Origin of the sequence: Falsihalocynthiibacter sp. CO-5D18 (assembly GCF_041205445.1) — a bacterium.
Taxonomy (GTDB): Bacteria; Pseudomonadota; Alphaproteobacteria; order Rhodobacterales; family Rhodobacteraceae; genus Falsihalocynthiibacter; species Falsihalocynthiibacter arcticus.
Window position 1 is genome coordinate 60077 of the sequence record NZ_JBGFCF010000017.1, and the last position, 24593, is coordinate 84669.

25 protein-coding genes are annotated in these 24593 nt (G+C 54.1%); 17 read left to right on the forward strand and 8 right to left on the reverse strand.

Translation table 11 applies throughout. The features are described from left to right. Positions 1-136 precede the first annotated feature (136 nt). Positions 137-2431 (reverse strand): Tex family protein, encoded by a 2295-nt coding sequence (locus tag AB9F27_RS18765; protein WP_335585200.1) that lies wholly within the window; start codon positions 2429-2431, stop codon positions 137-139. Positions 2432-2643: 212 nt separating this feature from the next. Between AB9F27_RS18765 and AB9F27_RS18770 the strand changes: the two genes are divergently transcribed. Both AB9F27_RS18770 and AB9F27_RS18775 read left to right on the forward strand, forming a co-directional pair. After that, positions 2644-3213, forward strand: a complete 570-nt coding sequence (locus AB9F27_RS18770) for a carboxymuconolactone decarboxylase family protein (RefSeq protein ID WP_335585201.1) — start codon at positions 2644-2646, stop codon at positions 3211-3213. Between the two features lie 163 nt (positions 3214-3376). Then, the gene (locus AB9F27_RS18775) at positions 3377-3976 is read left to right on the forward strand and encodes a TetR/AcrR family transcriptional regulator (RefSeq protein WP_335585202.1); all 600 of its coding nucleotides are present in this window, start codon (positions 3377-3379) and stop codon (positions 3974-3976) included. A 277-nt stretch (positions 3977-4253) separates the two neighbouring features. Here AB9F27_RS18775 and AB9F27_RS18780 read toward each other — a convergent pair whose 3' ends face one another. Further along, positions 4254-4946 (reverse strand): TetR/AcrR family transcriptional regulator, encoded by a 693-nt coding sequence (locus tag AB9F27_RS18780; RefSeq protein ID WP_335585203.1) that lies wholly within the window; start codon positions 4944-4946, stop codon positions 4254-4256. 151 nt (positions 4947-5097) lie between these two features. Here AB9F27_RS18780 and AB9F27_RS18785 point away from each other — a divergent pair, with 151 nt between their 5' ends. The 7 genes from AB9F27_RS18785 to AB9F27_RS18815 are packed head-to-tail and all read left to right on the forward strand — an operon-like array spanning position 5098 to position 12339. Further along, complete coding sequence (locus AB9F27_RS18785) at positions 5098-5958, forward strand: FAD binding domain-containing protein (RefSeq protein WP_335585204.1); 861 nt, start codon at positions 5098-5100, stop codon at positions 5956-5958. Then, positions 5955-6443, forward strand: a complete 489-nt coding sequence (locus tag AB9F27_RS18790; RefSeq protein WP_335585205.1) for a (2Fe-2S)-binding protein — start codon at positions 5955-5957, stop codon at positions 6441-6443. The genes AB9F27_RS18785 and AB9F27_RS18790 overlap by 4 nt, the downstream gene beginning before the upstream one ends. After that, on the forward strand, positions 6440-8794 hold the full coding sequence (locus AB9F27_RS18795) for a xanthine dehydrogenase family protein molybdopterin-binding subunit (protein ID WP_369758008.1): 2355 nt from the start codon (positions 6440-6442) through the stop codon (positions 8792-8794). Before AB9F27_RS18790 ends, AB9F27_RS18795 begins: the two co-directional genes overlap by 4 nt. A 26-nt stretch (positions 8795-8820) precedes the next feature. Further along, positions 8821-9282 carry a carbon monoxide dehydrogenase subunit G gene (locus tag AB9F27_RS18800; protein ID WP_335585207.1) on the forward strand — a complete coding sequence of 154 codons (462 nt, stop codon included), beginning with the start codon at positions 8821-8823 and terminating at the stop codon, positions 9280-9282. Between the two features lie 58 nt (positions 9283-9340). Beyond that, positions 9341-10414 carry a C4-dicarboxylate TRAP transporter substrate-binding protein gene (locus AB9F27_RS18805; RefSeq protein WP_039001135.1) on the forward strand — a complete coding sequence of 358 codons (1074 nt, stop codon included), beginning with the start codon at positions 9341-9343 and terminating at the stop codon, positions 10412-10414. Positions 10415-10469: 55 nt separating this feature from the next. Further along, positions 10470-11015 carry a TRAP transporter small permease subunit gene (locus AB9F27_RS18810; protein ID WP_369758009.1) on the forward strand — a complete coding sequence of 182 codons (546 nt, stop codon included), beginning with the start codon at positions 10470-10472 and terminating at the stop codon, positions 11013-11015. Between the two features lies 1 nt (position 11016). Then, a complete protein-coding gene (locus tag AB9F27_RS18815) occupies positions 11017-12339 on the forward strand; it encodes a TRAP transporter large permease (protein WP_039001133.1) in 1323 nt (440 codons plus the stop codon). A gap of 167 nt (positions 12340-12506) precedes the next feature. On the opposite strand, the gene AB9F27_RS18820 is transcribed toward AB9F27_RS18815, so the two are convergent. Genes AB9F27_RS18820 through AB9F27_RS18830 form a run of 3 tightly spaced genes read right to left on the reverse strand, consistent with a single transcriptional unit; the run spans position 12507 to position 15046 of the window. Further along, the gene (locus AB9F27_RS18820; RefSeq protein WP_335585209.1) at positions 12507-12998 is read right to left on the reverse strand and encodes a flavin reductase family protein; all 492 of its coding nucleotides are present in this window, start codon (positions 12996-12998) and stop codon (positions 12507-12509) included. 1 nt (position 12999) lies between these two features. Beyond that, complete coding sequence (locus AB9F27_RS18825; protein WP_335585210.1) at positions 13000-14229, reverse strand: styrene monooxygenase/indole monooxygenase family protein; 1230 nt, start codon at positions 14227-14229, stop codon at positions 13000-13002. A 40-nt stretch (positions 14230-14269) separates the two neighbouring features. Then, the gene (locus AB9F27_RS18830; protein ID WP_335585211.1) at positions 14270-15046 is read right to left on the reverse strand and encodes an SDR family oxidoreductase; all 777 of its coding nucleotides are present in this window, start codon (positions 15044-15046) and stop codon (positions 14270-14272) included. 140 nt (positions 15047-15186) lie between these two features. Here AB9F27_RS18830 and AB9F27_RS18835 point away from each other — a divergent pair, with 140 nt between their 5' ends. The 4 genes from AB9F27_RS18835 (at position 15187) to AB9F27_RS18850 (ending at position 17995) form a co-directional block, all read left to right on the forward strand. Beyond that, positions 15187-16212 (forward strand): AraC family transcriptional regulator, encoded by a 1026-nt coding sequence (locus tag AB9F27_RS18835; protein WP_335585212.1) that lies wholly within the window; start codon positions 15187-15189, stop codon positions 16210-16212. 314 nt (positions 16213-16526) lie between these two features. Continuing rightward, positions 16527-16841, forward strand: a complete 315-nt coding sequence (locus tag AB9F27_RS18840; protein ID WP_335585213.1) for a hypothetical protein — start codon at positions 16527-16529, stop codon at positions 16839-16841. A gap of 781 nt (positions 16842-17622) precedes the next feature. Beyond that, the gene (locus AB9F27_RS18845) at positions 17623-17763 is read left to right on the forward strand and encodes a hypothetical protein (protein WP_369758010.1); all 141 of its coding nucleotides are present in this window, start codon (positions 17623-17625) and stop codon (positions 17761-17763) included. A gap of 10 nt (positions 17764-17773) precedes the next feature. Then, the gene (locus AB9F27_RS18850) at positions 17774-17995 is read left to right on the forward strand and encodes a hypothetical protein (RefSeq protein WP_335585214.1); all 222 of its coding nucleotides are present in this window, start codon (positions 17774-17776) and stop codon (positions 17993-17995) included. Positions 17996-18297: 302 nt separating this feature from the next. Here the strand turns inward: AB9F27_RS18850 and AB9F27_RS18855 are convergent, their stop codons facing one another. Beyond that, positions 18298-18729, reverse strand: coding sequence for a hypothetical protein (locus AB9F27_RS18855; protein WP_369758011.1), 432 nt, complete (start codon positions 18727-18729; stop codon positions 18298-18300). Positions 18730-19214: 485 nt separating this feature from the next. Here AB9F27_RS18855 and AB9F27_RS18860 point away from each other — a divergent pair, with 485 nt between their 5' ends. From AB9F27_RS18860 to dctP, 3 genes are read left to right on the forward strand one after another with little or no spacing between them, the layout of a single operon-like run. Further along, positions 19215-19691: a TRAP transporter small permease subunit gene (locus AB9F27_RS18860; RefSeq protein ID WP_335585216.1), complete on the forward strand. Its 477-nt coding sequence runs from the start codon at positions 19215-19217 to the stop codon at positions 19689-19691. Further along, positions 19688-21001 carry a TRAP transporter large permease subunit gene (locus AB9F27_RS18865; protein WP_369758012.1) on the forward strand — a complete coding sequence of 438 codons (1314 nt, stop codon included), beginning with the start codon at positions 19688-19690 and terminating at the stop codon, positions 20999-21001. Before AB9F27_RS18860 ends, AB9F27_RS18865 begins: the two co-directional genes overlap by 4 nt. Positions 21002-21056: 55 nt before the next feature. After that, positions 21057-22028 (forward strand): TRAP transporter substrate-binding protein DctP, encoded by a 972-nt coding sequence (gene dctP, locus AB9F27_RS18870; protein WP_335585218.1) that lies wholly within the window; start codon positions 21057-21059, stop codon positions 22026-22028. Between the two features lie 52 nt (positions 22029-22080). On the opposite strand, the gene AB9F27_RS18875 is transcribed toward dctP, so the two are convergent. Together AB9F27_RS18875 and AB9F27_RS18880 are read right to left on the reverse strand one after the other, a co-directional pair. Continuing rightward, complete coding sequence (locus AB9F27_RS18875) at positions 22081-22848, reverse strand: amino acid ABC transporter ATP-binding protein (RefSeq protein ID WP_335585219.1); 768 nt, start codon at positions 22846-22848, stop codon at positions 22081-22083. 34 nt (positions 22849-22882) lie between these two features. Continuing rightward, complete coding sequence (locus tag AB9F27_RS18880) at positions 22883-23536, reverse strand: GntR family transcriptional regulator (protein ID WP_335585220.1); 654 nt, start codon at positions 23534-23536, stop codon at positions 22883-22885. A gap of 178 nt (positions 23537-23714) precedes the next feature. On the opposite strand from AB9F27_RS18880, the gene AB9F27_RS18885 reads away from it, so the two are divergent. Next, positions 23715-24524, forward strand: coding sequence for an ABC transporter substrate-binding protein (locus AB9F27_RS18885; protein ID WP_335585221.1), 810 nt, complete (start codon positions 23715-23717; stop codon positions 24522-24524). Positions 24525-24593: the final 69 nt, after the last annotated feature.

Consider the following 24593-nt stretch of genomic DNA (forward strand, 5'->3'; position numbering starts at 1 on the left):
GTGTTTACCCCCTGAATAATTGGTGCGCGGATTGGAACGCTTGAATTCACGTCCAAGCTTAACCCTCACATTGCATTACACAAGGACAATACTGGCCCCTCGCGTGCTGGCACTGCCGACAAAGGACACTTCCTTTTTAGCGTTTTAGGGCCGCGGCCAAGGCCGATGCTAGGGCGCCCGGGCTTTCATCTTGCGATTTTGGGGCAGGTACGGATTTGGCTTTATGCTTGGGTTCTGATCGGCTGTTTGGGGCGGGTTCGTTATTGTTATCCTTGCGCATGGTTAGGCCAATGCGCTTGCGCGGCACGTCTACTTCTGTCACGCGCACGCGGACGACATCGCCTGTTTTCACGATCTCATGCGGGTCTTTGACGAAGCGATCGGCGAGTTGGCTGACATGTACCAACCCGTCCTGATGCACGCCGATATCGACGAAAGCGCCGAAGGCCGCGACATTGGTCACCGTGCCCTCAAGGGACATGCCGGATTTGAGGTCGGTGATGCTTTCGATGCCCTCCGCAAAGGTGGCGGTTTTGAAGGCGGGGCGCGGATCACGGCCCGGTTTTTCCAACTCGGAGAGAATGTCGCGCACGGTCGGCAGGCCGAAGTTCTCGTCGACGAATTGGTCAGCGGTCAGGCCTGCGAAGGCTTGGCTATCGCCCATGATCGCGCGCACGTCACGCCCGCAGGCCTTTACGATTTTGCGCGCAATGCCATAGGTTTCGGGGTGAACGGAGGAGGCGTCTAGCGGCTCTGTTCCGCCGGAAATACGCAAGAACCCTGCACATTGTTCAAAAGCTTTTGGCCCCAGTCCGGCGACCTTCAGCAGAGCTTTGCGGGAGGCAAAGGCACCGTTTGCGTCACGGTGCGCCACGATGTTTTGGGCGAGCGATGGCCCAAGTCCCGCGATGTGCGACAAGAGGGGCGCGGAGGCCATGTTGAGATCAACACCGACCGCGTTCACGGCGTCCTCGACGACCGCCGCGAGGGAGAGCGCAAGGTGGCGTTGATCGACGTCGTGTTGATACTGTCCAACGCCAATTGCCTGAGGTTCGATCTTGACCAATTCTGCGAGGGGATCTTGCAATCGCCGTGCAATAGAGACTGCTCCGCGAATGGAAACGTCCACATCGGGGAACTCCTGCGAGGCCAATTCGGAGGCGGAATACACGGACGCGCCCGCCTCGGAAACGATGACGGGGCTTGGGCGGGGGAACCCTGCGGGTAGGTTTTTGAGGGTGTCCGCGACCAGCCGTTCGGACTCGCGACTCGCGGTGCCATTGCCGATGGCGATCAGGGCGACATTGTGTTTGCGGATCATGTGGAGCAGGGTTTCCTCCGCGCCGCGCAGGTCGTTGCGGGGCTGGAATGGGTAGATCGTGGCAGTATCGACAAGCTTGCCCGTTTCATCCACCACTGCGATTTTACAGCCCGTGCGGATACCCGGATCAAGGCCGAGGGTCGCGCGCGCACCCGCGGGGGCTGCCAGCAAGAGGTCGCGCAGATTGCGGGCGAAAACTTCGATTGCGGTGACGTGGGAGCGGCGGCGCAGGTCAGTCAGCAAGTCCATAAACATGGTCATGCTCAGTTTGAGGCGCCATGTCCAACTTGCCGCGTCTTGGAGCCACTTATCGCCCAGCCCTTGGCCCGGAATGCCGATCTCGGCGGCGACCATGCCGACCACGCGGTCAAGGCCCGCTTCTGGGTCGGGCGCGATTTCGAGGATCACGATCTCTTCTTTTACGGCCCGTAGAATGGCGAGGGCGCGGTGCGAGGGGATGGTCGCCCATTTTTCGCTGTAGTCGAAATAATCGGAGAATTTGGCGCCGAGGTCTTCTTTGCCTTTACAGACGCGGGAGGTTACGAGGGCCTCTTTCTGCATGAATTGCCGCAGACGCCCCAACAGGACAGCGTTTTCGCCAAGCTCCTCGGCGAGAATGTCGCGCGCGCCGAATAGGGCGTCTTTTTCGCTTGGAACGGCTTCGGATAGGTATCCCTTTGCCAAGACCGACGGATCGGCGGCACGATCATTTAGAATGCCGCGCAGCAGAAGCTCCAAGCCATTTTCGCGGGCGATCATCGCTTTTGTGCGGCGTTTGCGTTTGAAGGGGAGATAGAGGTCTTCCAGTACCGCTTTGGTGTCGGCCGCCGTGATCGCGCGCGCGAGGGCGTCGGTGAGTTTGTCCTGACTGGTGATCTCGCTCAGGATGCTGGCGCGGCGCTTTTCCAGATCGCGCAGATAGCTCAGACGCTCGGCGAGGCGGCGCAACTGCGTGTCGTCTAGTCCGCCTGTGACCTCTTTGCGATAGCGTGCAACAAAGGGAACCGTATCGCCGCCATCCAGCAAGGCAACCGTCGCGGTAACCTGTTCAGGGCGCGCGCCAATGTCGGTCGCGATGTTACGGGCAATACGGTCAACGGTGGCGTTCATGGCAGTTCCTTCAGGTGATCTGAGGGACGTGATATCCCTGTAGGTGCGGACGGCCAAGCCCTTTAATCAGCAGGCGGCAGGATTTGGCGATCCCTGTCGAATATTGGCGTCTCACGTTTGAGTGATCACTCAAAGTATCTATTGAGCAACCACTCAAACGCTGTCATGTCCATCCCAGCGAACATGAAAACCTACGCCCGAAAGGATACACCATGACAAACTTCCCGATCCACACCATCGAATCCGCCCCCGAAGCCGGTAAACCACTTCTGGAAACCTCCCTTAAAAACAACGGTCGCATTCCAGGCCTGCACGGCACAATGGCCGAAGCGCCCCAACTGCTCGCCGCATACAACTTTGCCCACCAGCAATTCATGGCGACAACGATGACCGATGAAGAGAAAACTGTTGTTTGGCAGACGATCAACGTTGAAAATAATTGCCACTATTGTGTGCCTGCCCACACGGGAATCGCCAAGATGATGAAGGTGGACGACGCCATCACGGAAGCTCTGCGCGACGAAACGCCTCTGCCGACAGCCAAGCTTGAAGCCTTGCGCACCTTCACTTTGGTGATGGTTCGTGACCGTGGCTTTGTAGCTGATGCCGACACACAAGCATTTCTTGACGCGGGCTTCACAGAAACCAACATCCTTGAAATCATTCTAGGGGCTGCGCAAAAGTTGATGTCAAACTACACCAACCATTTTGCAAAAACGCCTGTCGACCAAGTGTTCCAAAAATTCGCTTGGGAAAAGAAATCAGCCATCGCTGCTGAATAATAAATTGCCGGGGAGGGAGACCGCTCCGGCAATCCACCTGCTGCCCAAAGGCACCTCTCTCGCTGTCCTGCTGTTCGACAGCAAACACCTTGTCACAGGGGCACAAGACGTGGATAATTACACAAGTATTCTTGCCCAGCTTGCCAAAATGAGAGGCTAACCCATGGCGCGCGCCACAAATTATAATCGGGATGCAGCGCTTGATGCGGCCATGGCTGTGTTTTGGCGCAAGGGTTACCATGCAACGTCTTTGAAAGATCTGGAAGCCGCGCTAAGCATGAAGCCCGGAAGTATTTACGCGGCTTTCGAGAGCAAGGAAAATCTCTACCTTCTGGCGATTGATCGCTACTATGAAGCATCTCGTAAAGGGTTTTACGAGCAAATGGCCACGGCTACAACGCCCCTTACGGGGTTGGCCGCGCAGTTTCAAAATTATGCGGGCCTTGCGCAAGGAGATTCATCGCGACAGGCCTGTATGCTGATGAAAACGGTTCTTGATACCGCTTCAACCGACCCCAAAATCGCGGCGGCATCGCAACACTACCTTGATCAAATGTGCATGGGGTTCGCCGAATGTTTCAAAGCGGCCCTTGCCGTGGGAGAGCTGCCGCACGACGCAGACCCCATGCGCCTCGCGCGGCGCTATCAAGCTAATGTCTCCGCCCTTCGCGTGGAATTGCAGCGCGGAACACCCCGAGACGACATCTTAAAACTCGCCGCTGACATGGCACAAGAGACGCTGGACCTCGGCGTCTCTCGTTAGGAAGAGCAACGGATAGCCCTTGCCTCGAACCTTCACGCATAAACTAAGGAAAAAATAATTCCGTTGACCCTTCAGTGGAGTGAAAACTTTGATGTGGGTGCAGATTGCCAACCACCGTTCAAGTTTAGCGGTTCTATGGGCGTTGCTGCACAGATCGGCAGCAGCTCGGAACGCGCCCTACCCGAGGGAGAAATCTGGCACTGCTATTTCAACCCCAGTAATCCAGCGCTTCAAGCCTTGGGTCTGACGCGGCGGGTGCGTTTGCTTCGGGATCTTGTCACGACGATATGCGTTGAACTTGTGCCGCATCTTCAAAGGGTTGTGAGGGGAGCGTCATAGCCCCGTTGAAAAAAGTCTTCACTGTGTTTGCAACCGCGAGTTCAACCTCAATTTCAACGGGTTCGCCGTAAATGTATTTCCGAATTGCGATATAAAACACGGCGCCGTGCAGCCCCCAAAAAAGCTCGAGTTCTGCTTCGCTCAGAGGGGCGGTGTTCGCACCTTGATCAAGCTCGCAACGGAGTTCCATCGCGGCAGGACGAATGATTTTGGTGCGGATGATGTCGAGGTAACGTTCTGTCAGACCATAAGATTTCAGCCCAGAGGATACAAAAATCCGGACCCAGTCATAGTCAAACACACGCGCAGCGTATTCAATATAGAACTGGGTCAGTCGGTCTTGCAGACTGAGGCTGCGGTCCAGCACCAATGGCTCCCAATCGGGGTTCCACCGCTTCACATAAATATGGTCATAGACCCGTTCAATCAGCGCGTCTTTGCTCTCGAAATGTCGGTAGATCACAGCGTGCGAAATCCCCATTCGTTTTGCAAGTTCGCGGGTCTGCCCTTCAAACCCACATTCAGCAAAGAACCGTACCGCTTCCGAGATTATCAATTTCTCGCGGTCCTCGCGGCGCATGTTTTTACGGCGCGGTTGCGCGGCGATTGTTGGGTTGTCTGAACCTGCCATAAATTTCTCGCTTTAGTTTCTTTCAGTATAGCCCGACTTAATGAAATAACCAAGTGGTCACTTTTTTCTTGACGGACCATCTTCCTCTCGCTTATCAAAAGTGACCAGATGGTTACAACTTCGGCTGGAGGGCTGAAATTGAGGGGGGAACATGAAATCACCAGCATTTGAATATATGCGGGCCGAAAGCGTTTTTGACGCAATGGCGGCCTATGCAGGTATGGACGGTGATGCGGTTTACCTTGCGGGAGGGCACAGTGTGATGCCGTCGATGGCATTGCGCTTACAAGCTCCGTCGTTGATGATTGACCTTGCCAATATCGAAGCGCTGACTGGCATTTCGCTTCAGGATGGGTGGCTTCGTATTGGCGCTATGACGCGCCACGTTCAGGCGATGAACGACCCGTTGATCGCAACACATGCACCCCTTTTCGCCGCCGCCGCACCGTTTGTCGCACATCCCGCCATCCGCAATCGCGGTACTCTCGGCGGGAGCCTGGCGCATGCAGATCCGGCTTCCGAGTTTCCCGCAGCGGCTGTCGCTATGCGGGCCGAGCTTGAAATTGCGTCGCAAACAGGCACGCGTCGCGTGCCAGCGGATGCGTTTTTCCGCAACATCTATGAAACAGCAATCGAGCCCGGAGAAATCCTGCAGGCAATATACGTGCCCAACCCTGTGGCGGGGCAAATGATTGGGTTTGATGAGATCGCCCGAAGACGTGGAGATTACGCAATGGTGGGAGTTGCGGTCCAGGTCGTGTCCGTAGAAAACACAATAACAGACGTCAGTATCGCTTTGTTCTCCGTCGGAAATAAACCAACGCGCGCTGTTGGAGCGCAGGCGGCTTTGATGGGGCGGGCGTTGGATGGCGCATCGATTTCCGCGGCACAGGCCGCGCTTGGTGATGATCTTGATCCATCTGATGATCCACAGTTTCCCGCCAGCATGCGCGTCCACTTGGCACGCGTGTTACTGGGCCGAGTTCTGGCAAATCTAAAGGCGGTAGCATGAAAACCGATATCAATTTTACCGTGAACGGAGAGGCCGTCCGCGAAGCGATTGAGCCGCGCACCAGTCTCGCGGATGTGTTGCGCGATAACCTGTCTTTGACGGGCACGCATTTGGGGTGTGAAATGGGCGCTTGTGGGGCCTGTCTGGTGTTGCTGGACGGCGCTCCGGTGCACGCCTGCTTGGTTCTTGCGGTGCAGGTTGCAGGGCAAAATATCGAGACGATCGAAGGTTTAAACAACAGCGGGCTGGTCGCAGACCTGCAAGAACAATTTCATGATCGCAATGCGCTGCAATGTGGATTTTGCACGAGCGGCATGTTGATGTCAGCGCATGCTTTGTTGTCGCAAAACTCCATGCCGTCACGCTCGGAAATACGGGATGCCTTGTCGGGGAATTACTGTCGCTGCACTGGCTATGAGGCGATAGTCGATGCGATCTCGGCCACGGCTGAGCGACGGTCAAAAATGGTGGAGGGCGTGCAATGACAACCTCCAAGGGTCATATTGGCCAATCACATCGGCGGGAAAATGCCCTGCGCCATTTGGCCGGACGTGGGCGTTTTGTGACCGATCTGGTGCTGCCGCGCATGCTTCATGTCGCCTTTGTGCGCAGCCCGATGGCCAAAGGCAAGATCGTTGAACTCGACGTTTCGGATGCCGCTGCGGCCTCCGGTGTCGTGCGCGTGTTCACGGCCGAAACGTTAAACGATATGTGCGCGCCATGGACCGGTGTTCTTGATCACTTCGCAGGCATGCAAAGCGGGGCGCAAAACCTGCTTGCCGAGAAAGAAGTGCTTTGGGCAGGGCATCCGGTTGTGATGATTTTGGCGCACAGCCGTGCCGAGGCCGAAGACGCCTGCGAGCTGGTCATGTTGGACATCGAAGATGAAGACGCGGTTGTCGATGGCGAGGCAGCGCTGGTCGGCGGGTCGCCTCTGGCGGCCGAAGGGCTCGACAGCAATCTGTGTTTTCAAACGGTGCTGAAGACGCCCGGTTTGGAGGAGGCGTTCTCAAGTGCTGCGCATGTCGTCGAAGGCAACTTCACGTTTGGACGCCACACGGCTGTCTCACTTGAACCCCGAGCGATTGTCGCAGATTTTGATCCTTCAACAGGACAGTTGAATGTGCATCAAGGCACCCAAACGCCTTATCAGTTTCAGGACGTCTATTCCCGCCATTTTGGTCTGCCCGAAGGTAAAGTTCGCGTGATCGCGCCCGATGTTGGCGGCTCGTTCGGAATGAAATTGCATGTCTATCACGAGGAAATGGCAACGGTTGCTGCCAGTCTGAAACTGGGGCGACCGGTACGTTTTGTGGCGGATCGGCTGGAAAGCTTTTTGTCAGACATCCATGCCCGCGACCACCGTGTTAAGGCCCGTATGGCGCTCGATTCAAACGGCGGCATTCTGGCGATGGATGTCGATGACATGACGCAAATAGGCGCGTTCTCAAGCTATCCGCGCACCAGTGTGGCCGAGGGCAATCAGGTGATCCGCCTAATGGGCGCTCCCTACCAGATGCCGGACTATCGCGGACGGTTGTCTGTCGTTTTTCAAAACAAGGTGCAGACCAGCCAATACCGAGCTGTTGGCCACCCGATTGCCTGTGCCGTCACCGAAGCGTTGGTTGATCTGGCAGCGGAAGAGTTGGGGCTGGACCCGTTTGAGATGCGCCAGCGCAACTTGGTGGCCGATGACGCGTATCCCTATGTGTCTGCGACCGGATATCAGTTTGAAAAGCTGTCACATCAGGCGAGCTTGGCAAAACTACGTGATTTGATGGGCTATGACGCGCTGCGCGAAGAACAAGCTACTTTGCGCACACAGGGTATTTATCGCGGCATTGGCATCGCGCCCTTCGTGGAAATTACCAACCCGGGCGCGACGTTCTATGGCGTCGGCGGCGCGCGTATTTCGGCGCAAGACGGTGCGGTGGTGCGTTTGACACCCGCAGGAGACGTGTATTGCGCGATCTCGGTGACAGAACAAGGGCAGGGCACCGAAACCATCATCGCCCAAGTGATCGCAGACCAGTTGGGCGTAACGCCCGATCAGGTGAAAGTCTCCACCGGAGACACAGACACAACGCCAAGCGGCGGGGCAACATGGGCCTGTCGCGGCGCGGGCATTGGCGGGGAAACTGCCTTGCGGGCTGGGCGCAAATTACAGGGACAGATCCTGACCTTGGCTGCGGCCATCCTGCAAACGGATCCAACCCTGCTGTCCCTTGCTAATGGGGCGGTGGTCGACACGGCAACGCAACAAGAGCGGATTACGCTGGCCGAAATTGGCCGCATTGCAACCTATCGTCCGGATACTCTGCCAAAGGGCTGCGACCATTCGCTGACGGTCGCACAGCATTACGCGCCGACGGGCTATCCGTTTGATTTCACGAATGGTATTCAGGCCAGCTATGTCGAAGTTGACATAGAAACCGGTGTCACGCGTTTGCTGAAACACTGGGTCGTTGAGGATTGTGGCCGTATTATTAATCCGCTTTTGGTCGATGAACAAATTCGGGGCGGCGTGGTCCAAGGGCTCGGACCCGCGTTTTTCGAAGAGTGCCTGTATGACGACATGGGCCAGATGGTAAACGCGTCTTTGGCTGATTATCTGGTGCCGATGGCAGGCGAAATGCCCGACATCGAAATTGCCCATATCGAAACACCGACGCTGGATACAATCCTTGGCGCGAAGGGCGTGGGGGAGGCGGGAACCGCGGCTGCTGGCGCTGCTGCGATGAACGCCGTGAATGATGCGCTGCGCCCGACGGGGGCACGTGTTTCCCAAACCCCAATGACGCCGATGCGTATTCTGACCGCCCTAGGGCATTTGTAAAACGGGTCAACTAAAGGACAATAACGATGGAACTTCAAGGCACACAACCCCTTAGCGCAACCCCCGATCAAGTGTGGACGGCGCTGTTTGATCGCGATGTTTTGGAACGGGCGATCCCTGGCTGTGAAAGCTTGGAGCAGACCAGTGACACGAGCTTCTCCGCCGTGGTTAAGTTAAAAATCGGCCCCGTCTCCGCGCGCTTCAAAGGCGATGTTGAGTTGAGTGACATTGACCCCGGCAAGTCCTGCACATTGTCTGGCAAGGGCTCTGGCGGGATCGCGGGCTTTGCCAAGGGTGCGGCGCGTATGACGCTGACACCAGAGGGCGATGGTACCGTGCTGGATTATACCGCAGACGTTGCAATTGGGGGGAAACTCGCCGCCTTGGGGAACCGATTGATCAAGGCCACGGCCCAGAAACTTACCAGCGAATTCTTCGCCAACTTTACCACCGCTCTGACTGGCGAGGCCAAAGAACCCGCCGCCTGAGTGTTTAACACGACCAATACTGACCGCGCAGGACGCGGGATTTCTAAGGGAGGAAACCATGAAATCAACTCGCCGAGCCTTTTTGGCTGCATCTTCGGCTACGCTTGCGTTGCCATTCTTGAACACCCGTCTGATCGCGGCGGAAACCATCAACATCCAGATCGGCTCTAGCCATCCGACGAACAACATCTGGGTCTATGCGATGCAAAACGCATTGCAGCCTGAACTGGAACGTTTGCTGGCCGATGCTGGGGGCAATTACACAGTCAACTGGAATGAAAATTACGGTGGCACACTTTACAAATTCAAAGATACCCGCTCCGCTGTGCGCGATGGGATCGTTGATATCGGCATGGTCGGTACGGTTTGGGAAGGATCGGCAATGCCTTTGCAGAACGTCACCTATTTCACACCCTTCGCAAACGCCGACCACAATGTTGTCATCGATATTTTTGACAAGCTGACGGATGAGCTACCGGAGCTTCGAGCTGGCTGGACCGACCAAAACATGGTGCATCTATCTTCGCTGGTAACCGATAGCTATGACATCTATTCGAACTTCCCGATCGCGTCTGTTGATGATGTGAAAAATCGCCGCCTAAACGCGCCTGGAACGTCTGCCAATTGGCTGGCAAACACGGGCTGCACACCAGTTAACGGCGCACTAACAACTTATTACACCGATATCCAAACAGGCGTGTCCGAAGGGACGTTGTCCTTTGCCAGCGGCATTCAGCCAACCCGCGTGTATGAGGTTGCTCCGCATTTGACACGCGTCGGATTTGGGTCGATGTACTTTGGCGGGATCGCGGTAAATAAGCAGTTCCATGATGGTTTGCCTGCCGAAGTGCAAACCGCGCTCCGCGAAGCTGGCCGCATTACGTCCCGCAGTCACGGCGACTATGTGACCGAGCGTTCGACCAGTGCGATGACAGAAATGGTCGCCGCGGGCCTTCAGGTTTCGGAAATGGAACAGGTCGAGCGTGAGAAATGGGCGGCAACGTTGCCCAATGTCGCCAAACCTTGGTTGGATGCAAACGGTCCGGCGGCTGCCGTCGTGATGAAAGCATATTTCGACGAACTCAAGGCGCGCGGGATTACCCCAGCGCGTGATTGGTCCGCCGAAATCTAGGCCAAGACAAGCAACGCAAAACCATACGATTTTAAGCCGCTGAATGGGGAACGACATGCAACAAGATGGGGTTATGGACCTAAAATCAAACCCGTATAAACGGGGGCTGCAGGTTGCTCTAAACGCTGTTGCGGCGATTGGAACCGTATGGATATTTGCCATTATGCTCATGATTGTGGCCGACGTGTTCGGCCGCAATTTTCTGGGATTGCCGATTACCGGTGTCCCAGAAATCGCTGCACGTAGCGTGGTTGCGATTGTTTTTCTGATGTTACCAGCCGCCGCCTTGAACGGGACATTGATCCGCGCCGACTTCCTGCTGCGCGGGTTGCGAAGCTACTCCCGCCGTTCGGTGTATTTTTTAGATACGGTTTTCGCGTTGGTCGGGGCCGTGCTCTTTGCGCTGGTGGCGATCGCGGCTTGGCCGGACACCCATGAAGCTTGGGCAACCTCCGAGTTCTTTGGCGTGCGCGGTGTCTGGACCCTGCCAACTCTGCCGTTCCACCTGCTTGTGGTGCTGGGGTCAGGCGCGACAAGCTTTGCCTTTGTTACCGTCGCCATCGAAAGCGCGATGCAAATAAAATCCGAAAAGGGTCACTGAGATGAGTAGTATTTCCATAGGCCTGATCCTAATCGGCGTTTTGTTTACACTGGTCCTGATGGGAATGCGGATTGCCGTCGCCCTGATGGCTGTTGCGTTTGCGGGGGTCTGGATTATCCGCGGTAATTTCGATCTGTCGATGCGCTTGATGTCGATGGCCGCGTATAATGGTGTGGCGAATTACCTGTTTGCCACGATCCCCCTCTTTGTCCTGATGGGGCACCTTGTCAGCATCTCGAACGTGGGAAAAGACACGTTTGACGTGGCCGAGACCTTGTTGCGGCGCCTTCTTGGCGGTTTGGGCATTGCCACGGTTGCCGCCAATACGATCTTTGCGGCCGTCACAGGGGTTTCCATCGCGTCGGCCGCTGTGTTCACCAAGGTTGCCGTGCCCGAAATGACGCGCCACGGCTATCGCCCTTCGTTTTCGGCGGGCACAGTCGCAGGAAGCTCGGTTTTGGGCATGTTGATCCCGCCCAGCCTGCTGTTGATTATCTATGGTGTGCTGGCAGAACAATCCATTGGCCGTATGTTCATCGCAGGGTTGCTTCCCGGTGCGCTTCTGGCTGGGGGCTTTGTTTTGTGGATTTTGCTGGTGTCCAAATTCGCGCCCAGCTTAGTATTTACGCAAGAGTATCTTACGCACAAAAAGAAAGCTCTCCCATTCCCTCCTGCGATGCCCGTGCCCGAAATTTTGCGAAAGCTGGCGCCGATTTGTGTGTTGGTTTTGTTCGTATTGGGCGGGCTGTATAGCGGATTTTTCACCCCGACCGAAGCTGGGGGCGTGGGCGCTTTCGCGGCGCTGATTGTCGCTTTGATGCGCCGCAGCCTTAACCTGCGTAAATGGTGGGACGTGTTGACCCAGACCGGATCGATTTCGGTCGGCATTCTAGCGCTGCTTGTCGCGGCAAGCTTCTATAGTCAAATGCTTGCGGTTGCGGGAATTCCATCTGCCATCGGAAATTTCGTGCAAACCAGTGGGTTTGGTTCCGTCGGTTTTTTGATCGTCTATGTGGTCATTGTTTTGCTACTGGGGATGATCTTGGACAGCAGTTCGATCCTGTTGATCGTTGTGCCAATCGCTGCTCCTATCGCGCAAAATCTCGGCTTTGATCTGATCCAATTTGGTATCATCACTGTCATCGCTGTTGAGGTGGGCCTGTTAACACCTCCGTTTGGGATTTCCATTTTCACGGTGCATTCGACCCTCGCCGACGACAGTACAACGCTGGAATCAATCTTTGCTGGCGCGCTTCCCTACGTAGGGGTGATGCTGATTGTCCTTACGCTTGTCGCGGTATTTCCCGGGCTTGTGATCGGATGAGGGATGATAACGTGCGGGGACAGTGTCAGTGGAAACAAACTTAAGCCGGTTCTGTCGCATACTTTATAGCAGCAAACCGAGCAAAGGTAGTCGTGTAAGGCTTTTGTTGAGGCCTCGATGGGAAGGGCCCCGAAATCAGGGGCCCTTCTTTGGATACAGCAAGATGATTAGCTCGCCATAGCAAGACGTTGGAACTTCGATTGGGCATAGATTAGCGCCTCACCTTCAGCGACGACTACGTCTTCAATCAGGCCGATGAAAACTGAGTGGCTACCGGCCTCTGTGGTAGCGATGACTTGGCAAGATATGCTTGCCAAAGCGCCAGTTAAACGCGGTAGTCCCGTGGGGCAACTGGCCCAATCTCCAGTCTCAAACTTGTCCACGCCACTGAGGCCTTTTGCGCCCGCAAACGCCATAGCGACATCGGCGTGATCTTGCCCCAGAAGCTGCACTGAAAATTGCCCTGATCGGGCGATTTCAAGACAGGTTCCAGTTTTCCGATTGACGCAAACCAGAAGGCTCGGCGGGCTGTCCGAGACAGAACAGACAGCCGTGGCAGTGATGCCGCGTCGCAAGGTTGTCTGGCCCGTTGTGATCAACGTTACTGCGCCGGGAAACAGGCCCATGGTTTCGCGAAATGTTTGAATATCGATGGACATCCTATGCAGCCTGAAGGCTGATGAGATAGTCCTCAGCGGCGGTTGGATCCGCGAACCACGGGAAGAAATCGCGCGGATCGTCAAACCCATTGGCGATGCGACCTGCCAAACCAGGCAGTACCTGTGCAGACCCCATAATATCCAATACGAAGGCGGGCGGCGGTAGAAGCATCATGTTGGTCCAGCGGACAACCCATTGAGCATAGTCCCAAAAACGCTCGAAAGTTGCGGTCATCCAGATTTCGTCAAAGGGCTGATCGCCGTGCTGCAAAATGGCATCAAGATAAACCATCGCCGCCTTTGAAGCGTTGTTCGCGCCTTGACCTGTGATCGGATCATTCAAGCACACCGCATCGCCGAGCCCTAAGACTTTTGCACCAGAAGGTAAGGTGCCGATTGGCTTGCGCACCGTTGGTGGAAAACGCCCTGCAAGGATTCCGCCATCGTCTGTCAACTCAACATTGCGGCAGCGATCCGCTTCCCAAGGCAGGAATGTTTGCAGGATTTCTTGGGATTTCGCGAGATGCTCGCTGGGGGTTTTTACATCACGCCAGCAATCCATCGGGCCGTTTGGAACCCCTTCGAACACCATGATTTCACAGGGACCAGATTTCGTCAAAGCTGGGAATACAAAATATTCGCCCACACCCGGAATCAAGTTGAAGTTTACTGCGGAAAATTCCTCGCGGGGCGTCATGCCGTGTACATATGTTAGGGCCAAGGCACGTTGTGGCGCATCAAAAGGCGAGCGCTCCGCATCCCGTTCAAACAGTTTGCTGATATCGCCTTTTCCTGACGCGACGATCACCAGATCACTCGACTTTGCCTCTGCTTCAAGCGTCGGGATATCGGCCAGGGTGATGTCCAGTTTGCCGCCAAGGCGTTCAAATTCCGCCAGCCAGCGTGGAATCTTGACGCGTTGATCGATGGATTGTGCAGGGTCATCTAAGCACGCGCCCCAATCGATCACTTTGCCCGGCCCGTCGGGGTTTGCGACAGCAAAGGCAATGCCCTCGACCGGAGGGCAGCTGTCTTGCCAAAAATGCAGGCCCAGATCGCGCTCGTGTTGAAGTGAGGTGTTGAACTGGCATTGTGACGACATAACGCGGCCGTCCGCGATTTGATCTGGGGTGCGGTCTTGGATAACTTTGACGGCATAGCCTTTTTGTAGCAGGCCGATGCCCAATTGAAGGCCTGATTGGCCGCCTCCGACGATGGTAATGCGTTTCATTCTGTGTCTCCCGTTGGTTTATTTTTGTTTTTTATTTGGTTTAATCGATGAGCCTTGGGATCGCGGCGACGGCGCCTTCCGGGCCCATAGCGGTGTACCCCCCGTCGACGCGCAGGTCGGTTCCGGTGATAAAGCTGGCCTCGTCTGAGCATAGAAACATGATGGCATCCGCCACTTCTTCAGGCTCGCCGACGCGGGGGAATAAGTGAAAATCGGCGCCGACCTTATCGGTTTTTGGGCGGTCGCCACCGGACAGGTTGTCCATGATGTTCGACCATATCCAGCCTGGAGAGACCGCGTTGACGCGAATGCCGTCAGAGGCCAAGTCCATGGCTTGACTGCGGGTCAGCTGCAATATTGCAGCTTTGGATACAGGGTAGAGCCAGCGACCGGTCTGGGCCACGCGGGCGGATATGGACCCAAAATTAACGATAGCCCCTTTATTTTTCTTCAGCTCTTCGCGGGCGGCCTGCATCAACATAACCGACCCGATAAGGTTCACATCCAAAGCTTCTAGCCATTCGGCCCGTGTACTTTCAGCGCCATTATCAAGATATGTCGCCGCTACATTTACCAGAAAGTCGACTCGACCAAATGTTTCCTTCGTTTCTGCGACTAGCCGTGTGAGATCAGCGTCCGAGCGCAAATCCGCTTTGACAAACTTTACGCCATCGCCCTGCAGCTTTTCCCCGTTTGTGGCATCGATATCTGCGACGACAACCTTTACCCCGTGCGATCGAAATGCTTCGACCACGGCAACGCCAATTTTCGTCGCACCGCCGGGTACAATTGCTACTTTGTCTGTTAAGCCACGCATGCTTTGATCCCTTTTGTTTCATTTTTATGATAAAAGTTGACCAAAATGGAGAAAGCTGCGCTATCCTTTCAGCGCAACCACTATCCGGATTGCGCATTTAATCGCTTTAAGCCTCAATTAACCATTTGGAAGGGGTGAGCTTGGATCTGTTTCAATTAGCGACAAAAGCCGATGCGCTTCCGCTTGGCGATCATGTGCTTTTCAAAGGCGACGACATCGACGAAGCCCGCGCTGCGGTGGCCGAAGTCTATTGTGATCACCGACTTGAGACGATAGGGCGGCAGCCCTTTGCGGCGCAGCACAACCGTATCAGCGGCAAAGCGTTGTCGATTAATGTGATGACTTATGGTGCAAAAACCCTGATCGCGCCAGGCGCTCTGGAGGGGTTCTACTTGTTCCAATTTCCCGTTCGCGGCCATGCCTCTATTAACAATGGAACAAACCGGCATGAGATCGGCGGAGGTACTAGCGGTGTAATCAACCCCGAAGCTTCGACCTCTATGATTTGGAGTGAAGACTGCGTTCAGGTGATGCTCCAAATTGAAAAAAAGGCATTAATAGAGACCGCTCGCGCCGAGGTTGGTTTGCCTGCGGGGACGTCGCTGCAATTTGCGGGAGCCAACAAACTGCGCAACGGCGAAGGGCGCGCATTTCTGGGTCTTTTGAATTTTATTATGAAGGGGTCAGAAGGAGGCGACGCATTATTGGGAAGCGATACGTTGCTTGGCAAGCAATTGGAACGGACCTTGATGGTCGGATTGCTGCAAACTCAATCGCATAATTTTTCCTCCATTGTTGCGAGTAATACAGGGCCGATGCCGCGGATCATTCGGAGCGCTGAAAGCTATATGCACGAAAACCTGCGTGCGCCGATCATGATCGAAGATATTGCCTGCGCTGCGGGGACAAGCGTGCGCAATTTACAGGGGGCTTTTCGCAGCAGATACGGTCGTTCGCCTATGACGGTTCTGCGTGATTTACGACTTGAATTGGCGTGGGAGGAACTTTCCAATCCTACACAGACGACGCGGGTGACAGATGTCGCAACCGAACTTGGTTTTTTCCATCTTGGGCGGTTTGCTGAAATTTATCGCAAGAAATTTGGCTGTACCCCAGTCGAAACCCTTCGCGCGGCGCTCCCAACAGAAGGGTTCAGGCCTTTCTGATTTGGCAAAACCCTTAGCGTAGGATTTCGCTCCCAGCCGAAACAGATGGGGTGGATGCCCCTTCTACGAACGGCATCGCAATGTGCCAAGGTGGTTTTATAGCCACCACCAAAGAGAGGAAGCATCCATGAATAACGATATCATCATCGGCATTGATCTTGCAAAGAATGTACTTCAGCTGCACTAGAACCCTGCTTAGTCGCTATGGAGGCCTGTAGAGCGTCTCACTATTGGGCTCGCGAGTTGTCGAAAATCGGTCATGATGTGAAGCTATCACCGAGGCCGTGCTTCGCAGCCATCTGGCCGAGTTTGGCATGATGACTGCGGTGGGTCTTAAAAACGTCGACCAACTTCGCAAGCGGATTGAAGAAACTGAATATACTCCAGCCCTTGTTACCGAAATGGTGGACATGTTTTTTGCGCAGATTTGCAATCTTTCGGAGAAATCCAAAGCATTGACGGCAAAGATCAAAGCCCATTGTGTGTTGAGCCCGTCGGCATGCATTTTCCAAACCATGCCGAGAAATGGCCCAAAAGGGGCCATGGTGATTGAGGTTTTTGTTCCGGACATGCAGAGCTTTACGGAGGGGCGCGACATTGCAGTCTGGTTGAATTTGATACCAAAGTAAAACTCCAGCGGCGGCAAGGCCCGTATCGGACGTACGACGAAGATGGGTCATTAGTTGTATGGCCTCGGCCAGTCGACATGGAAAACGCTGTAATCCCTGGCTTCAAGATAAACTAGATCGCATACCCAAAATGATTGCGGCTATCGCATTAGCAAATAAAACGGCTCGGGCAATTTAGGCCATGCTGACAAAGAGCGAAGCTTACAAGACGTCTGTCGCTGTGTTGGCTCAATGAATAAGGGGTGTCACATGATCGCCCTTTATAGGTGAGGAGGGCACCGAAGGATATGGAAGTCAGATAGGGATTGGGTATTTAGAACCCGCGGAGCAGAATTGGACCCAATCCGCCAACAAACCATACCGGCCCGCGGCACGTAAAAAGCCGCAAATGAGAGGCCTGACACAAGACCGCAATCAATCGTCATCCAAAACGTCGGAAACTTCTTGCTAAACTGGGGGCATCCACACAAGACCCCGATGACGACGAACGGCTGGTGCGGATGCTCCGACGACACAAAGGTTTTTTGTGAAACGGAAACCTACATGATGGGCAGATTGTCATTGACGACCTTGCTGAGAATTTGGACGAAATAGAAACCGACTATGCCAGCGTTAAGGCTCTGCGAACGGCGGCCAACGAATTCCAGATATATATCGGAAACAACGCATCCACGATCCCAAATTACGCCGAGCGCCGACGCTATGGCTAGCGCGTCTCCACTGGCTTTGCTGAAAGCACCGTCAACACGGCCTTGATCAACGCTTTTGCAAGCACCAGAAAATGCGTTGGTCAAGGCCCGGTGCCAATTTGATGTTGCAAGCCCGCACCCGCGTCCTTGATCGCACCCTTCGTCAAAAGTTCGAACAATGGTATCCGGGGCTGAAGGCCGCAGATTTCGGGTCAACCATGCGGTTCGGGTAAGCAAGGGGGAGTGCAGTATACTTTCTGGGCGATGATGAAAGATGCACCCCGTGAGCATATGCAAAAAGCATTCATTCACCGACGCGAGCAAATTGTAGGCGATTACGTTCAGTTAAATACGGATGTTGAAGCCTATAATGGATTTAATGACGATCGACAGCCCATTCAGACGTTGTTCGATTCTAGAAATGATTTTGAGGAACGTAAGTTTTCAATATCGGATGCCGTTTAACCCTTTTTCCATCGCGTCGCCACGGCAAGGCGAGCCATGCCATGCCTTCTCTTTGTTGGGGTCTCTTGGGCTTGTCGCTCATCTTCGATGTCTCGTTTCCATATAATGCTCTGTCTTCGCTGCGTATACCGTTGATTGGACGTTGCGCTGCGCACCAGTAGCTTCGTCCGAAGCAATCTCAGTTATTCCGTCGCAATCAAAGAGAAACCACTCCCACTTGGCGGACTTTCCGGTTGCACCAAGAAAGGGATCTCGTGTCGACGGTGGAGTAACTCGTCAGACCTGAAGTCTAGAACCGACATCTATTTTGAGAGGTCTTTTAGCTCTTGATCATACCCAGATGAATCTAAGCTCTTCACGGTACATGCGATTTTCTTGTCCATCATTCCTGCTTTTTGAAATTCTTTGGCGGCGGCGTCAGTACCAAGCGTGATCCCGTCGCCATTATCAGTGAGTGATTTATTGTAAGCTACAATTGTATCTTCAGAGAGGGATTTGAAAGCAGCCGTAACCGTGCACCCACATTCTTGCTTAATAAGCTCAAAGCTGTAGGGCTCTAGTTGCGCGATTTGGGGCGCTGTGAGGTAATTCAAAGTACCGCTCAAGCCAGCTTTCCACTTCGTGTTTTGATACACGACGCAAGAGGCGAATAAATCGCTTCTGTTGACGCTCTCTGCGGCAGCGGCGGACGCCGTGAGTAGACCAAGTAATAAGGCGGTTAATGTGTGTTTCATTCTGAAAAATGTCCTGTGTTTTAATCTACGTGTCTTATTCGAGTGGGGCAGGGTTGATTTATTTTTGGCTCTGGCAATGAACTGTGCCATTTCCATGTTGCCTGCAAGGCCGCACTGCTTCGCAAGGTTGTAAAACGATCACGAATACATTGGAAAGGGTCAGATTTGCGTTTTTTCTGATCTGCTCCAGTCTTCGTTTCTGTCCGCCGGTGACTTCAAGCTCACTATAATTATTTCCGATCTCCTTTTGGTTATATTTGATGTATAAATATATTCCGAAGCGGCTAAGGGCCACGATATACTTGTTGGGCGACGCGAGCCGCCATTTATATTACCTATGTAAATATGATCTAATGGACGGGTATTTAAGAATATTCTCGGAGAGCTGGTTCTTCAACCCTCGATTTAATTCCAAAAAATAACTTTAAGCTTGAATTATTGTCCGATGCACATATTGTGCTTTTAGCAAGTCTTAGGGAGGCTCCGTGATTAAAAAATCGATGAAGAGGGCGATGGGCGGTTTGGGTGCTCTGTCAGCGTTCGGGTTCGCCGCCATAGCAATTGTTGTTTGCGCGGATGTTTTGATCCGCAATCTTGAACTGGCGCGCATCGCTTGGATCACAGAGTTCACAGAGTATCTTCTTATGCTGTCGACATTCTTCGGCGCCCCGTGGCTGCTACATGCGCACGGCCATGTTAAGGTCGATATTTTGCCGCGCTACCTCTCTCCTGCCAAGGCGCGCCGCTTGGAGGTGATCGCCAATCTCGCAGGGCTTCTGATTATGGGGCTTTTGTTCTGGCGCGCCTGTTTGGTGACGTTTGATACATGGCAGCGCGGCTCGTTGGTGTTCAAAAACCTCGTTTTCCCTGAATGGTATTTGCTGTTGCCGATACTGGTGTGCCTCGGCATGTGCTTGTTGGAATTCGCCCTCCGCCTGACGTCTAAGGAGTACACGCAATGATTTGGTGGCTGGTATTATCAATTTTGGGTGCAATTTTGGCGGCACTATTTGCCACTGGGATGCCCGTTGCAATCGCGTTTTTGGGTACAAACATCGTTGGTGCGTGGATGTTTTTGGGTGGTACGGCGGGGCTGGATCAGCTGGTGCGCAATGCCTCTGGCTCGGTGAGTTCGTTCTCGTTGGTGCCGATCCCACTATTTATTCTGATGGGGGAGCTGCTGTTTCATTGCGGGCTTGCCTATAAGGCGATTGAGGCGGTTGAACGTCTTTTGAACCGCCTGCCTGCGCGGCTCGCTTGTGTAACGGTCGTTGGCGGCACGGCGTTTTCCGCGCTTTCGGGATCGTCGATCGCCAATACCGCGCTGCTCGGAAGCACGCTGTCGCAAGAGATGATGAAACGCGGCTACTCAACCACGCTTGCCCTTGGACCAGCGATGGCCACGGGGGGGATTGCCGTGTTGATCCCGCCGTCGACTTTGGCCGTGATGTTAGGCTCCTTGTCCGGCATCTCCATCACCCAACTGCTGATTGGTGGCATCGTGCCTGGCTTCATGATGGCCGCAGGGTTCCTGATTTATGTGATCCTTGTGGGTATATTTGATCCCACGTCCTCGCCCCGCCAAAATCGCGAGCAACTCTATACTTTCCGCGAGCGTTATGTGCCGTTTCTGCGCGACGTGGTGCCATTGGTCGGTATTTTTGTGGCTGTTATCGGCAGTATGCTTTCGGGCATCGCGACACCGACTGAGGCCGCTGCCCTTGGTGCCGTGGCCGCGTTTTTTGCGACGATTTTCTATGGGAAACTGTCGTGGGCCGCGTTGCAACTTGCCTTGGTTGAGACCGCGAAGGTCTCGATCTCAATTTTGTTTATCATCGTCGCCTCCACGACATTCTCGCAGATTTTATCGTTTTCGGGGGCCACGTCGGGCATGCTTTCGCTGGTGCAAGCGGTTGACCCAACGCCAATGTCACTGGTCATGTCGATGTTGCTGATCTTGCTCTTGATGGGCTGCTTTATCGATCAGGTTTCGATGATGATGATCACCATGCCGTTGTTCATTCCTCTCGCACAAAGTGCGGGCATTGACCTTGTTTGGTTGGGTTTGATGATGCTGGTAGTGATCGAACTTGGCCTGCTAACGCCGCCTTTCGGAATGCTGCTTATGGTGATGCAGGGGGCGGTCAAAACTGTGCCGCTTTTGCAGATTTATAAGGCGGCAATTCCCTTCATTCTCATCGAGGTCTTCGTGCTTGGCCTGATGATCTTGTGGCCCGACCTCACGACGTTCCTACCTTCGCTCGTGCGTTAATTCGACCTTCACTCGCGCAGCAAGCGTGGGGAAGTTATTCAACAGGAGACAGACTTTGACCCAATCCCTACGCGTCCTTCCGCTGGTTTCAGCGCTGGCCTTAACGGCCTTCACCACCGCCTCGTTTGCCGAAGAGGTCACGCTGCGCGCGATTTCGGCTTTCCAATCCGGTACGGTATTTTACGATCCCTTCCAGAAATTTGCCGATAGAGTGAATGAAAATGGCGCAGGAATCGTACAGATCGAGGTTATCGGCGGCCCTGATGCGATGCCGCCGTTCGAGATTGGCAACGCGCTGCGCAACGGAATCGTGGACCTCGCAAATACGACCGCTGTTTACCACGCCAACCTCGTTCCCGAAGGGCTTGCGATGACGCTAACGGACCTGCCGATGTCCGAATTGCGCGCAAATGGCGGCTATGATCTGCTGGATCAAATCCACATGGAGAAGGCCAGTATTCATTGGCTTGGCCGTCTTACAGAAAACGTGCCCTATCACATTTACCTATCTGAAGAGCCCGAGAGCACGGATTTTGAGGGTCTAAAGATTCGCTCAGTCCCGATCTATCAGGCGTTTTTCCAAGGTCTGGGTATCAACCCAATGCAAACCGCACCGGGTGAAGTTTATACCGCTTTGGAGCGCGGCACGATTGATGGCTATGCTTGGCCTGCGACGGGTGTGTTTGATCTCGGCTGGCAGGGTAAAACCAAGGTTCGCGTTGATCCGGGGTTCTACCAAGTTGAAACAGGCGTCTATTTTAGCGCAAAAACGTGGGCGAGTTTGAGCGAAGAGCAAACGGCCTTCCTGCAAGAACAAATGCTCGCCGCTGAAGCTGAGGCAGGGCGCTTTGTTGAGTTGGCCGCAACCGATATTGCGCGCCAAACTGAAGAAGGTATTGCAACGTTTGAACTTCCTGCAGATCAAGCAGTTGCTTTTGTTGAAATGTCGGTGGAAGAAGGTTGGAAGCCCGTTTTGGCGGCAAACCCCGAAGTAGGGCCAAAACTGCGCGAGTTGTTCTCGAAATAGTCGTTAGTTGAGCAAGGGCGGCGGGCACATCCTGCCGCCCTTGCTATTTACCTCAATGACCGAAAATCTGGCTGAGGAAGAGTTTTGTTCGCTCGTGTTGCGGGTTGTCAAAGAACTCTTCTGGCGTGTTTTCTTCGACGATTTTCCCTTTATCCATAAAGATCACACGGTCGGCGACTTGGCGGGCAAAACCCATTTCATGGGTCACACAAACCATCGTCATACCGTCTTCTGCGAGCGTGATCATCGTGTCGAGTACCTCCTTGATCGTTTCCGGATCAAGCGCTGACGTTGGTTCGTCGAAAAGCATCACACGCGGCTTCATGCACAACGAGCGCGCAATCGCCACGCGTTGTTGTTGCCCACCCGAAAGCTGTCCGGGGTGCTTCGCCGCTTGGTCACTAATCTGAACTTTCTCAAGGAAGTGCCTTGCAACGTCCTCGGCTTCTTTGCGCGAAAGACCGCGGACGGACATTGGCGCGAGAATGCAGTTTTCGAGGATGGTCATATGCGGGAAAAGGTTGAAATTCTGAAAACACATACCAACTTCGGACCGAATTTTGCTGATATTCTTGACGTCGGCGGTTAACTCGACTCCGTCCACGACAATCTGGCCTTTTTGATGGACCTCTAGCCGATTGATGCAACGAATAAGTGTAGATTTTCCCGAACCTGATGGGCCCGCAATGACGATCTTCTCCCCCTGATTCACGGTAAGGTTAATGTCGGTGAGAGCGTGAAAATCACCGTACCATTTGTTTAGGTCGGTGATGCGGATTGCAACGTCATCGCGATGGATGGCTGTGGTCTGATTGGTCATGCGCGGGGTCCTTTGCGGGGTGTTAAGGGGTGGCTTATGCTTGCGTTTGGCTGGCGCGGAGGTAACTTTCTTCGCCGGCAAGCACGAAGCGTAGAATGAGCAGTTCGACATCGACACCATTGCGGCTACTGAAGGCCGTCAGCATCTGGCGGTGAAAGGTAACGAGGGTGCGTTGGGAGACAGCGTCGCGCAGAGTTGCCATACGAACGGCCTGAATCTGGGCCATATAGCGTAGGATGGTGTCCCGTAATTCTATGTTAGGAACCGCTGCGAGCCACGTGCGCCGGATCATCTCTGAGGCATTGAAAAGCTGGGCAATATCTCCCGATTCGATTGTGCTTTCCGACAGGGCAACGGCGCGTTCCATGGTTTCCAGGTCTTGCTGCGTCAACTCATAGGCTGCGAGCGCGGCGGCGCGGGGTTCAAGCAATCTGCGCAGCTCGAAAATCTCCAGAATCTGGCGATGCTTAAGTTCGGGCAGGGTAAATCCGCGTGTCGAGCCTGCGAGATATCCCTCATGTGCAAGCCTCATAAATGCATCGCGCACGGGCATCCGCGACACATTGAATTCGGCGGCGACAGTTGTGTCGACGAGTCGGTCTTTATGTGTCAGTTCCCCGCGCTGGATACGTCCGAGATACTCTTCATAGATCACGTCTTTTATACGGCGTTTTGAAAAATCGGGCATAAATCTCTTTTAATCCGTATACTAATTTTTAGGCATTCTAGTCAGAATATCATAAATAACCAGTAAAAAAACTTTAACCTTAAATAAAATGTTTGAATTCGTATACGAGACGTGCATATCATAAAGATGAGCGCTGAACCAAAAAATGCGCCGCTAACCCAACAACAGGGATCATCACATGACCTCCAGTACACGACACATTATCGGCTTCGCCGCAGCAATGATGACCGCTTTCTCCGGCCTCAGCGCGAGCGCGGCAGAGACATTGAAAATCGGCTCCTACCCCGCAAACCCCCCTTGGGAATTCAAAAACGAAGCGGGTGAGTTTGAAGGCTTCGAAGTCGACATCGTTACCGAAATTGCTTCCCGCCTTGACGCTGACCTTGAGATAAGTGGCCTCGATTTTCGGGCGCTTTTTGTAGCAACCGCATCGCGCCGCGTAGATGCTGTGATTTCATCGCTGACCATCACCGAGGAGCGGCTTGAAGCTCAGTCATTTACTCAACCTTATTTCTCGGGTGCGCTTGGATTTGGCACCAAAAAAGACGCGGGCATTGCAAGCCTTGACGATCTAGCTGGAAAGAAGATCGGCTCTATCGCCACATCTTTCCCCGAAGGTTGGCTTAAGGAACGCGAAGCAGAACTCGGCTATGCGTCCTATGGCAGCTATGACAGCACTGCGAATATGCTGACCGATTTGCGCAACGGACGGATTGACGCCGCTGTGAACGACATCGTGAGCCTGCGTTACGCATTTACACAACCACAGTTAAGCAATCTTGAGATCGCGATTGAAGTCGCGACGGGCGATAAATTTGCGATCATGATGCCCAAGGATTCCGAGAAGCTTGAAGCATTTAACGATGCGCTTTCCGCGATGAAAACGGATGGAACAATGGCGACGATCTATGAAAAATGGTTCGGCGTTGCGCCCGCAGCCGACAGCCTAACTTTGACGCCTCTTCCAATTCCCACGTCGGCAGACTGACCCAAAATGGTGTGGGAGCGGTATGATTTACCGCTCCCACACCACTTCAAAACCACTGAAGACAGCACG